Origin of the sequence: Methermicoccus shengliensis DSM 18856 (assembly GCF_000711905.1) — an archaeon.
GTDB lineage: Archaea > Halobacteriota > Methanosarcinia > DSM-18856 > Methermicoccaceae > Methermicoccus > Methermicoccus shengliensis.
Genome location: NZ_JONQ01000011.1, coordinates 68,542 through 80,628, shown reverse-complemented (window position 1 = coordinate 80,628; position 12,087 = coordinate 68,542). Strand labels below are relative to the sequence as shown.

Annotated in this window: 7 protein-coding genes and 1 pseudogene; all 8 read right to left on the bottom strand. The window is 39.1% G+C overall.

All coding sequences use genetic code 11. The features are described 5' to 3' along the window. Nucleotides 1-2 precede the first annotated feature (2 nt). Nucleotides 3-1,391: a pyruvate kinase gene (gene pyk, locus BP07_RS04285; protein ID WP_042686173.1), complete on the bottom strand. Its 1,389-nt coding sequence runs from the start codon at nucleotides 1,389-1,391 to the stop codon at nucleotides 3-5. Between the two features lie 178 nt (nucleotides 1,392-1,569). Beyond that, nucleotides 1,570-1,794, bottom strand: a pseudogene (locus BP07_RS09230) (HEPN domain-containing protein); the annotation flags it as partial. Nucleotides 1,795-2,003: 209 nt separating this feature from the next. Then, a complete protein-coding gene (locus BP07_RS09225; RefSeq protein ID WP_394296289.1) occupies nucleotides 2,004-2,102 on the bottom strand; it encodes a nucleotidyltransferase domain-containing protein in 99 nt (32 codons plus the stop codon). 186 nt (nucleotides 2,103-2,288) lie between these two features. Further along, nucleotides 2,289-2,990: a M48 family metallopeptidase gene (locus tag BP07_RS04280; protein ID WP_042686171.1), complete on the bottom strand. Its 702-nt coding sequence runs from the start codon at nucleotides 2,988-2,990 to the stop codon at nucleotides 2,289-2,291. After that, nucleotides 2,991-6,149: a type I restriction endonuclease subunit R gene (locus tag BP07_RS04275; protein WP_042686167.1), complete on the bottom strand. Its 3,159-nt coding sequence runs from the start codon at nucleotides 6,147-6,149 to the stop codon at nucleotides 2,991-2,993. 9 nt (nucleotides 6,150-6,158) lie between these two features. Continuing rightward, nucleotides 6,159-8,333, bottom strand: a complete 2,175-nt coding sequence (locus BP07_RS04270) for a hypothetical protein (RefSeq protein ID WP_042686165.1) — start codon at nucleotides 8,331-8,333, stop codon at nucleotides 6,159-6,161. Further along, nucleotides 8,330-9,559, bottom strand: coding sequence for a restriction endonuclease subunit S (locus BP07_RS04265; protein ID WP_042686162.1), 1,230 nt, complete (start codon nucleotides 9,557-9,559; stop codon nucleotides 8,330-8,332). Before BP07_RS04265 ends, BP07_RS04270 begins: the two co-directional genes overlap by 4 nt. Beyond that, nucleotides 9,556-11,970: a type I restriction-modification system subunit M gene (locus tag BP07_RS04260; protein WP_042686158.1), complete on the bottom strand. Its 2,415-nt coding sequence runs from the start codon at nucleotides 11,968-11,970 to the stop codon at nucleotides 9,556-9,558. Before BP07_RS04260 ends, BP07_RS04265 begins: the two co-directional genes overlap by 4 nt. Nucleotides 11,971-12,087: the final 117 nt, after the last annotated feature.

Below are 12,087 nucleotides of genomic sequence, written 5' to 3'. Positions count from 1 at the left end.
ATCTATGGCACCCTCTCCACCCTTATCATATTGGTGCCCCCAGCGATGCCAATCGGCACGCCAGCGGTGATTACCACGAGGTCTCCAGATGCCACATCTCCTCTCTCCCTCATCCTCCTCATGAGCCCCTTGAGCACGTGCTCGAGTGAGCCGAACTCGGATGTGTGCACTGGCTGGACGCCCCACGTGATGGACAGTCTTCTGAGCGTGGCGTGGCTCTCGCTTATCGATAGCACACTCTGGGAGGGTCTGTGGCTCGCCACGTGTCTTGCGGTGCTGCCAGAGGCGGTGGGTGTCAGGATGGCGCGCGCCCCGACCTCGTGGGCGAGGATGCACGCCGCATGGCTGATGGCTTGCTGCACGCCCATGCCCCTGCCCTCAAGCTCCACTGGACCTTCAAGCTCTCCAGAGCGCTCGGTCTCGGACGCCACCCTCTCCATGATGCGCACAGCCTCCACAGGGTACCTGCCCACCGCGGTTTCCCCGGAGAGCATGAGGGCATCTGCCCCCTCGAGGATGGCGTTGGCTATGTCGCTCACCTCAGCCCTCGTGGGTGTGGGGGAGGTGAGCATGGACTCCAGCATCTGTGTTGCCACGATGGAGGGCTTTGCCACCCTCCTGCACATCATGAGCAGCCTCCTCTGTATCAGGGGCACCCGCTCGATGGGCACCTCTATCCCAAGGTCCCCCCTTGCCACCATGAGCCCGTATGCCACATCGAGTATCGCGTCGAGATGCTCGAGAGCCTCGTGCTTTTCTATCTTGGCTATCACGGGGACGTCCCCCCCGTGCGCCTGTACCTCGCGCTGCACAGCCCTGACATCGTGCTCGTCCCTTATGAACGATGCAGCGATGAGGTCAACACCAGCGTCCACGGCAAATGCTATGTGCTCTCTGTCTCGCTCGGTGGGGACGGACACGCCGAGCCTCGTGGAGGGGAGGCTCACGCCCCTGCAGGATGCCACATCGCCTCCAGCCACCACGGTGCACAGCACATCGCTGCCGCTCACGGAGTCCACCACGAGCTCAACATCTCCATCCCCGATGAGCACCCTCTCCCCAGCCTGCACGTCCCGTGCCAGACGGGGATAGTCCACGTACAGCACGTGCTCATCGCCCACCCCCTCTCCATGGGTGAGCACCACCTTCGCACCCCTCTCGAGCCTCGTGCCCTCCCTCACGTGGGTGAGCCTGAGCTTGGGTCCGGGAAGGTCTGCCATGATGCCCACCTCGTGCGAGAGCGCCCTTATCTTCTGGATGGCGTGCGTATGCCACTCGTGGGTGCCATGTGACAGGTTGAGCCGGAAGGCGCTCACACCAGCCCTCACGAGCTCATCCACCCTGTCGATGCTCGCTGGTCCCAGCGTGGCGATGATTTTCGTTCTGCTCATCTGAATCTGATGATGGTACGTGCTCTGCCTATTAATATGGTATGGCGCCATAGAAGGAGAGACCCCTGTTTTCTTGGACGGTGTGTGCAAATAGATGTTATAAAAGAGATGCTTTAAATAAATTTATGTAAAATTAAGAGGTTCTGAGGAGAGTGATCTTTATGAGAAGGTCTCAACGTTATTTCACTCGCATCATTAAGCGCCTTTCTATCTCCCTCTCAAAAATTCCTGTTTTTACGAAATGCTCTCCAAACAAACTTATTACTCCTTTATGAGAGGAGGCACTTAAGTTCTTGGTAAGAAGCACTGCCTCCCCCATGAAGAACATCGCATAATAACTTCTTGAAACACAGGAATCATAATCTCCAATATTCAGGGCATTTTCTGCGGTAGTCAGGAATTTCTCTGCCCTTTTTCATGAAATCCCTTATTTCTTTCATACTCTTACACCCTCTTTCTTCACATTTAGCATAAATGGATAATTGTAATTTTCAAAGAAATCTTCAGGAAGGACGACGACTGAGATGAGTTCACCCTGTTCAAGTATCAAGTAGTATGTCAAACAAAAGATCGCTCAGGCTCCTTCTAACCTCAAAAGGATCAATGGAATCATCAATTAGCACAATCTATGTCGGAATCTTTTGTAGCCTCGCCCCTTGCATGGGAATCATACAGGATAATCTCTCTAATCTTTTTCCCATATCTTGTTATCAGATGGTTTTTACTTGATTTACCAGTTGTTTAATCTTTTCATCCATTTAGTTCACCTCTCAGAGTGGGGTTCGGAATTTCGGACAACGTTTTGTGGGTATCTGAAGTCCGAGCCGATAGGCGAGGATTTGGGCGAAGGCGATAGCCAAAGCCAGATACCCGCTTGTTAGCAGACCCGTTTTGATTCTACAGGATAAATTCATTCAACTGCCTCCGGTATGTTTCCCATTCTGGTAAATATTTGCTCATTAATTCTTTAAATCGTCTGTTGTGTTTTTTCTCCGATAAGTGTATGAGTTCGTGAACGATCACATATTCCAGATACTTTGTTGGTTTTTTTATAAGTTCTAAATTTATCCATAATCTTTTAGCATCTGGGTTACAGCTTCCCCACTTAGTTTTCATTTTTTTTATTCTTATTTCGTTTACTTTCACTCCGATTATTTTTTCCCATTTTGGTACCAAAATCTCTAACTCTTTTTTCAGTTCTTTCCTTAACCATTTTTCGTAATAATTTTCCCGTTGGTGAATCGTATAATGTGGGGGCACATAGAAATAAATATATCTCTTACTTTTTATTTCTATTTTTGGTCTTTTGGCGGATTCTATTCTCAATATATATCTCTTCCCTTTAAAATAATGACTTTCACCTGAAACATATTCTCTTTTAGTCTGTCTTTCGTGTTCTTGGAAAGATTTGATATGTTTTTTAATCCAATGATACTTTTTAATGACGAACAACTTTACTGTCTCATCCGAAACATTTTCTGGAACGGAAACTCTTACTTTTCCATCGGGTGGTAGAACACTTAAATGGAAATTTTTGATACATTTCTTATAAACTATGGCATCAATATCTTTAACTCTTATGAGTTTTTCTTTATTCATTTAATACTCACCCTGTTTTAGTACTATTTGGAAGATCTTTTCAGTGAGTTCTTCATCTTTCAAAATTTTTCTGATAGCGTTTTTTGCCTGTCGCTCTTTTATTTTATGTCCTCTCCAGTTATCTTTTTTGGTTTTTCTTATAGCTTCATCAATGGCATTTGTAAGTTCTTCTCTGTTTTCAATACCTTTTAGATTATCATATATGGCTCTTTTTGCCATACTATTCCTTATGCTTGGGGGATATGATTGTTTACCGCTCTCCCTATTTATGAGCATCTTGGTTAATTCCTCAACTTCTTTTAGGTACTCTTCGTAACTAATAACTTCTTTTTTCCTCTTTTCTACCAGTTCCTTGAGTATTTTGGACATTTTGTCGTAATATGCCGGATTAACCTCCCTCTTGTCTACTATCAGCCTTCTTATATTGTTCTCTATTGTTTCAGCAAGTGCCTCCTTGTTCTTTCCGATGGCACTTGGTAATGTTTCTAAAGCCTTCTGAAGGCCCTTAAGTACTATTATTTCCAGCAATGATGTGTCTTCGAATGATGCTAAGGTTCTGCTTTCCTCCGCTTGGATGTAAGAGTCTATAAGATACCTCATTGCAGGATCGAACACTTTCAAGTCCAAGTAATCACCACTCATTAATTTTAGCTCGCCTCTTATTGCCGTGTAATGCCTGACTTTTTCCTTGATTTCTTCTTGTTCTTTCTTGGAATATCCTGCTTCGGTTAATTCGTTAGCTATGTTCGTGTAAGCCCTCACAAGGGAGGATACTCTTTTGTAGAATTCTAACCTGAGCTGTTGCTTTTCCTCTGAGTTGTCTCCAACAAAATATTCTCTATATTCGTTTATGCCCTTTGGTGGTTTTACACCTTCAGTTAATAGTTCAACCTTCTCAAGGGCTTCGTCAAGTCTTTTTTTCGCATCGGTTAATCTATCCTTTAGCAGTCCTTCAACATCTTCCTTATCAAACTCTGCGAATGCTCCTGATGTGTAATCTTTAATGGCCTTTTCCATACTATTGAATAGGTCTCTGTAATCCACAATATAGCCATAATCCTTGTCTAACTCATCTCCATTGTCTTTATCGTCCAGCCTGTTTACCCTACAGATTGCTTGGAATAAGCCATGGTCCTTCATGGGCTTGTCTATGTAAAGATAAGTGGCGCTTGGCGCATCGAATCCCGTTAGGAGTTTATCCACCACGATTAACAACTTCATCTGTCCGGGCTCTTCGACGAATTTCTTTTTAACTTCCTTCTCAAATTTGTCTATCCAATAATCTTTTACTGCTTCTTCCTCAGAAATGCTGTAATAATCGGCTATCATTTTTTTGTAAATCTCATATTTCTTTATGTTTTCCGCCTCCCCCTCCTCTCCAGTCTCCTCTCCCTTTATGTTCATAATGTTTGGACGATAAGATGTTACAATGGCAACTTTGTCAAATCCTCTCGACTTGAAGAGTTCATAGTACTTGCATGCTTCGTATATGCTACCTGCCACAAGCATGGCGTTGCCCCTGCCAGTTGCCAATCTTGGTTTTGTCTCAAAGTCGAAGATTATGTCCGCAACGATCTTCTCCATCCTACTTCTCGAGCTGTATAATTTTTTCAGAGTGCCCCATCTCTTTTTAAGTTGAGTCTTAGCGATATCCGACAAGCCCTTTGTTTTAACTTCGAACCATTTGTCTATCTTGTCCTCCGATACTACTTTTATATCCACATCTCTCGCTTCATATCTCAAATCCAAGATTATACCGTCCTGCACACCTTCATCAAACTTGTATGTATGAATATACTTTCCAAATGTTTCCAGGGTTGTCGGTTTATCCTTTTTAAGGAGAGGAGTTCCTGTAAATCCAATTAAAACAGCATTTGGTAGAATTTTTTTCATGGCTCTATGCAGCTTACCCGATTGAGTTCTGTGGCATTCGTCCACGAACACAAATATGTTTCCTTTGGGTTCAAAATCCATAGGAAGGGTTGCCTCCAATTCTTGGATGTATTCATCATAATCCCTGTCTGTAGCTTCTGCTCTCCCAAATTTATGTATCAGTGAACACATCAGGTTCTCGTCTTTCTTGTTTAACTGCTCAATCAGGTCTCTTGCAGATTTTGTTCTGTATATATCTTCCCCCACACCCCTGAATACTTTCTCAATCTGTTCATCTAACTCTATCCTATCAGTGACAATCAAAACCCTGCTATCTGAGATGTTTTCTATTATCCATTTAGCAAGCCACACCATTATGAGCGATTTTCCGCTCCCCTGAGTATGCCATATTATGCCACCCTCTCTCTTCTTTATGCTTTTTTGGGCTGCCTTTACAGCAAAGTACTGGTTGTGTCTTGGAACCTTTTTGATACCAGCATCAAAAATTATGAAGTCGTGTATAATTTCCAAGAGCCTAGTCTTATTTAAGAGCCTGTAAATATCACAGTAAAGGATATTCTCAGACACTTCACATTTATCTCGTGGTAAGGCTCTTGGCAGGGCTGTCTTTTTGTTATGATCATACTCCGGATTCTCCTCTTTCCATTCAAGATAGTATCTTTCTGGGGTTTCAATTGTTCCATATCTCAATCCCTGTGTATCGTTTCCAGCCATAACGAGTTGTATCGTGGTAAAGAAATCTTGAATAAACTCTTTTTTCTGACTATCAAGATTCTGCCGGATGCCTTCACTTATCGAGATCCTTGATCTTTTTAATTCTAGGACTCCAATGGCAATTCCACTTATGTATATAACTATGTCTGGTCTCTTGGTATGTCTCCCCCTTATTGTTACCTCCTCGGCTATTGCAAAATGATTATTCTCTGGATTCTCCCAATCTATGAAATTAACATGTATGGACGGCTCGGATGGATGAATCTTGACATCTGTACCATATCTTAAAAGTTCGTAAATTTCTTTATTTCTATCGTAAAGTGATTTCTGCTGATTATCTGCTATTTTCTTCAACTTTTCAATAGCCTTTTTTATAACATCATCACTATATCCCTGCTTTTTGAGAAAATTGATAAGATATTCCTCTTCGATGTTTGAGTTTCCCTCTCTCTTCTCCCAGTTCCCAAGATAATCATAACCAAGTACATTTACAAAGAAGTTTATAACCCGCTCCTGAGTTCTTTTTTCAGGTTCATTGATTCCGATGGCCATGTTAGCACCTCATAATTGCTTAACTTCTCTATATAACTCTTTCAGCTCATCGCAACTCATATCAAGGATAGGTTCATACATAAATGAGTTTAAATGAATGTTCTCAGGAGTGATTAAATTAACTCTCTTTAACAGCTCTATTTTTTCTATTTCATTATTAAATTCTTCTTCAAATTTCTTTAATAATTTCCAAGTCTGATTACTTTCGATACTTCTAATAAAATCTTCATCCGTTATTTTAGATATCATGAATTGTTCCGCTTTTAATCTAATTGCCATGGAGAGTACTATTTTGTTCTCTAAATTAAGTCTTTCCTTATCATCAAGAACTTCATCTGCAGTTTCAAAAATAAGTTCTATTATCTTTTTGTCCAAATCTACGTTTGGGAAGTTTATTCCTACCAGATACTTTTCAAAGATTTCTTTAAGTTGCTGTAAAGTAATATTCTCTGTATTGGTTTTATAGTGAAGTACTGATGTGAGAAGCATATAATCATCATTTCCTATACCCTGAGTATATTCAATAATATTTCTCAAAAAAGGAATTGAAGCAATTAATTTTTTCTTTTCTGACAAATTATTTTTCCAATCTCTTGCAAATGGATTTCTTATATACTGAGCCTTTTCTAATACAATGGTGTCATTATCTCTTGTGGCCATCAAGCATTGACTGTAAGAAACAACATGACGACTCATAATTGTCCTAAAAAAATCAAAATTATGAGTAAGAATAATCATGTAAAATTTATCTACTTCGGACATATGAAGAAGATAATCAATAATCGCATATTTATTTTTGTAATCAAACGAATCTGCAATATCATCAATAATAAATAAGGACTTATGCTGATTTCTTTTTCTTGCTTCTACTTCAAAAATTATATTCAGTATATATAGAGCTCTCTTTTCTCCCTGGCTCAGGATCCTTAAAAGCTCATCTTTGTCATTAAATATTTTCCTATCTTCTTCATCTTTAAAAATAAATTGAATAACAGGGACATTGCCCTTTAATAGCACATCCTCCTTATTTGATATTTCAAGATAAAAGGGTAAATGTACAAATCTTTTATTAAATGTTTCTATAACATTTTCCCATTCCGTCCTCTCAGTCTTAGCTTGCTCGATGAGTGTTTTTATATCATTTTGTCCTTTCTCATACTTTTTGATAAGTTCTAATGACAAGTCTTTTTCATGGAGAAAATAGGAAAGCCATATTTTCTTTTGAAATTCATCTAAATTTACAAGTTCAGGCAGTATCTCACGATTATCTAATAAATAATCTTTAAATTCTCTTAACTCTGCATTGGAAGATAACTTTTTATCTATCTCTTCAAATTTTTGTTTCAATATATCATCTTCTAAAACTTTTTTCTTTTCTTCTTCTATCAGTTCATTCAATTTTTCTTCGTCATCAATTTCTTTTTTCGTATTTCCATCAAACATATTTACAGAATGCCCCGCTTTGAAAAAATTATTTTTAGCAAGTTCTCTATGTACATTCTGAACTTGATATAGAGTAAAATTTCTTTTTAAATAAGTGGATTTATCTATTAGTTCGTTATATCGCTCAATATATGAATTTATAGACCCTATAACATCTTCTTGCTCAAGAAACTTTCTCACTTTATCATTAAAAATCTTAGAATAGACAATAGAATTAAAGTTTTCAATTTCATTATTCCCTGACTGAGACTCGATTTTATCTTTAATGCTTAGCAAATAATCCAACAGTGGCTTTCTAAAGATTGATTCAACTGTTTTTTCTATGTCATCTTTTCTTCCTGTCAGTCCTGAAAGTTGTTTTAGTTTCTTTATTAATTCTTTTTTTGTTTTGTCTATATCCTTGTGAATATCGTCATATTTTTTTCTTAAATTTTCGTTTACTAATAATGTTGACATTTTATCAGATTGGAATGTTTCATTATAAGGTTCTATAACAAAAACTTCCTCAGGCGATAATTCCGGTTCTGCGTTTATCTCTCGGATCGTTTGTCTTTCGGGAAACGCCAAATCCTTAGTTTCTTTCTGCTCTGCAAAATCTTTAAAAGTTCTTGCAAAAGATGTTTTCATCATACCATTAGGAGCATATATTGCAAAAACTCTATTTGAAAAATTAAACTCGTATTCTAATTTCTTAATACCATAACAGTATTGAAACTTAACTTTTATTTTTTGTAATCTCATACTCTTAACCTCCTTATTTTACCATTTTCTTCTTTTACTCTAACCTTCCCAGTAAGCAACAACTCCATCATGCCCTTTTTTATCATCTCATACTTCTCTTTTTTCTTCTCCAGTGCCTCAATCTCCGCATCCATATCGCTGAGGATTTGGGCGATGGCTTGTTGTTCTTCAAGGGATGGAGGAAGGGAGATTTCCAAATTTTCAATATTATTCTTACTAATAGAAGGTAGTGCAGTGGATTCAACTAACCTACTTAAAGAAAGAGTGTTAAATATATAATAAATAAACCTATAATCCGCTTGTGAAGAATCAATAATAAAACCCATCATATTGTTATCTATACAGCTATTCTGAAACAATATTCTTTTTCTCTCTAGGAAAATAGCAGCACCTATTTTTGCAAAGATAATTGCATTTTGTGGAAATACAAAAGCACCTATTTTTCTTCTGATGTCTTCTGTTATCCAATGATTCGAGAATTTCAGGAATATGCTATTCCCTTTTCTAGATAAATCTGCCACCTTAAAAAAGGGATATACCCCTGTTTTAAGATTTTGATACTTTAAAGGAAAACCATTACCACTTTGACAGTATCCGGTCTCCCCCAACTTCTTCTTCACCCACTCACCTTTAAACCCAGGCAGGCGTTTTTTGCCTGTTAGAAGCTGCTGCATTGCGCCCTTTTTGATGAGCTTCTTCTTCTCTATGAGCTTGTCAAGACACTCTATTAGCTTGTCCACGTCAGAGAGAACGCGGACGATGGCGCGCTGCTCTGGGAGGGGTGGGAGAAGAAAATTCATTTCTTTTAAGAATTTAAAATGACGATTGTATCCCGTTTCTGGAATTTTATGTAAGTTAAGATAGTAATATACATATTTCAAATCAACAACTTCTTTTTTCCTTTTTATAATTTTAACACCATCTGCCCCAACGATGAAGGGGCGAATATAATATTTAACTATCCTTGTATGATCTCCAAAAATAATCACTCCATCTTGAATATCAAAAAATACCTTCTCTTCCCTATCACTAAAGCCAACTATAGATTTTTGTCCTTGGTCTATTATTGGATATTTTCCAATATTCTTATATTCAGTGGTCTGTAATTGATAATCCTTAGTTGGAATACTTATTAATATATTATCAAAATTCTTCACTTCCCAATCCTCGGGAATTACCCCAACATCGGTTTTCTTATAGCCAGGAGGGATTTTTTCGTTGGTCATATTTCAAACCCCATCACCTTCAAATGTTCCTTCACCTTTTTCTCGTACTCCTCAACTTCTCTCTCAATTTCAGGCAGAGGCTCCGCGTATCGCTCTGCAAGTTCCTTTATCCTGTTGACCATTTCTAAAATAATATCATCCAGTTCGTCTTTCAAATCATCTTCAAGGCGTTTTAACCACTTCTTTTCCACTACTAGACGTTTAACATCATCCTCGGTGAGCTCTGCGTACTTTCTCAGGAGTTTCTCGTCAAGTTCTTTCTCTTTCTCTTTTATCTTCTTTTTAATTTCAGATTCTTTGTTCATGAGATTGTGATATTTTGTCAATATTTCCAGTTCTTCTTTAAATTCTGAGGGATTCCATCTTAGTTCGTTGATTTTTAACTGCAAGTCTTTTTTTGTTATATTGCCCTTCTCATTCTTGACTTCTTCAAGAATACCTTCCTCTCCGCCATATTCCTCTTTCATCTCTTCCATTTCCCTCTGTATCTCTTCCCTCTTTGCTTCCAATTCTTCTATTTCCCTCTTTTCATCATTAAAGAACTCAGATGTCACAATCTCCTTTGGTAGTATGTCGCATGTCCATCCCTTGTCTACATTTTTGCCCTTTTTGTTTTTCTCAATAATCCTGTATGTTTTTGCTTCCCAGCCGTTTTCAATTATCATATAGACATCGTCCTTCATTTCCTCGTCCCAGTAATCCATTAGAATCTGATAAACTGCGTATTCGTCCACGAGTGCCACGGACCTGAACGCGTCGAGCAGGCTTTCAGACAGTTCCTTTATGAATTGTTTGCTTTTTGTATTACTTTCTATCGACTTCAAAAATGCGATTTTCCCTTCCTTCCAGTTTTTGAATACTCTCAAAGCATTATCTTTGAACTTGTCCACTTCTCCATGGTTCTCTATGAAGTCTTGTAGGAGCTCTATTCCTACTTTTAGTTGATAGTAACGGTCCTCCTTTTCCTCAAATAGTTCTTTTTTCAAACTCTTGAAAATCTTCAACCCTTCTATCTTGTCAATGTCTCTCTTTGGTATTCCCCCGTGTAAATGTGCATGTATGTCCTGAATATCTTCTTCCTCGGTGCTGTCTATGTACCTCGGAATATTGAGGTTGTAATCATTCTTTTCAATCTCTTCCAGGCTTACCATTCTGGAGTATCCGGGTATTTCTTCAAAGTTTACAAAAGTGGTAACTATCTTGTGAATGTCCCTCTCTCTCAATCTGTTTTTAGGTCCATCTTTCCTAAATCCCTTTGAAGCGTCAATCATAAAAATTCCTTTTCTTGCGTGGGCGTTTTCTTTGTCTATTACCATAATGATGGCGGGTATGCCCGTACCATAGAACAGGTTTGGTGGTAGCCCTATAATTCCCTTAATATAACCCTTTCTTACGAGATTCCTTCTTATCTTTGCTTCAGCACCACCCCTAAAAAGCACTCCATGGGGCAGGATTATTGCTCCTTTCCCCTTTCCAGGTTTCAGTGATTTTATTAAATGGAGTAAAAAGGCATAATCTCCATTTTTTGCTGGGGGGATACCATCATCAAATCTATGATATGGATCATTTTCTGGAACAAGTCCATTCATCCAATTTTTTTGAGAAAAAGGTGGATTTGCAACAGCAAAATCAAATGTTTTGAGAGAGCCGTCTTTGTTTTTAAATTTTGGATTAGATAATGTGTTTCCCTGTTCTATAACTGCATAAGGCTTACCGTGTAGAATCATGTTCATTCTCGCCAAATTGGCAACATTAATATCAATCTCCTGCCCGTATAAACTGATTTCAACCGGTGCTTCATCGGCAACTTTCAAAAGAAGAGAACCTGAACCGCAGGTAGGATCATATGCAGTTTGATCCGGAGAATTTGCGTTTTCTACACCAATAATCTTTGCCATGACTCTTGATACTTCAGCAGGAGTATAGAATTGCCCCTTGCTCTTACCTGCCTCCGTTGCAAACTTTTTCATGAAGTATTCATATACATCCCCGAGGATATCATCTCCTTCTGCTCGGTTTTTAGAAAAATTAAGCTCAGGGTTTTCAAAAATAGCTATGAGTTTGGTGAGTCTATCAACTTTCTCTTTTCCACTTCCAAGTTTAGTGCTATCATCAAAATCTACAAGATCAATGACTCCTTTCAATTCATTTTCTTCTGCAAGTCTCGATAGGACTTTGTTTATTCTTTCGCCAATATCTGGCTTACCTTTTGCCTCTACCAGAGCATCAAAGCTCCCATCTTCAGGAACCACAAAATCAGCGTAGGGATCATTTTTATACCTGTCCGTTACATACTTAACAAATAAAATTGTAAGTACATAATCTTTGTACTGGCTCGCATCCATTCCGCCCCTGAGGGCATTAGCAGCTTCCCAAAGATGAGTGTAAAGTTGAGTTTTCTTCATTGCCATTGTTCATCATCCTCCAGATTATACCTTCTATTCTCAAGGCGGCGTGCGGAATTTCTGCTAACGTTCTGGGGATATATGATGTTTGCGACCGTAGGGAGCAAATCTGGGCGAATGATA

Bases quoted from the DNA above. Each gene is read 5' to 3' on its own strand.
- pyk (WP_042686173.1), bottom strand. From the start codon at position 1,391: ATGAGCAGAACGAAAATCATCGCCACGCTGGGACCAGCGAGCATCGAC.
- BP07_RS04280 (WP_042686171.1), bottom strand. From the start codon at position 2,990: ATGAATAAAGAAAAACTCATAAGAGTTAAAGATATTGATGCCATAGTT.
- BP07_RS04275 (WP_042686167.1), bottom strand. From the start codon at position 6,149: ATGGCCATCGGAATCAATGAACCTGAAAAAAGAACTCAGGAGCGGGTT.
- BP07_RS04270 (WP_042686165.1), bottom strand. From the start codon at position 8,333: ATGAGATTACAAAAAATAAAAGTTAAGTTTCAATACTGTTATGGTATT.
- BP07_RS04265 (WP_042686162.1), bottom strand. From the start codon at position 9,559: ATGACCAACGAAAAAATCCCTCCTGGCTATAAGAAAACCGATGTTGGG.
- BP07_RS04260 (WP_042686158.1), bottom strand. From the start codon at position 11,970: ATGGCAATGAAGAAAACTCAACTTTACACTCATCTTTGGGAAGCTGCT.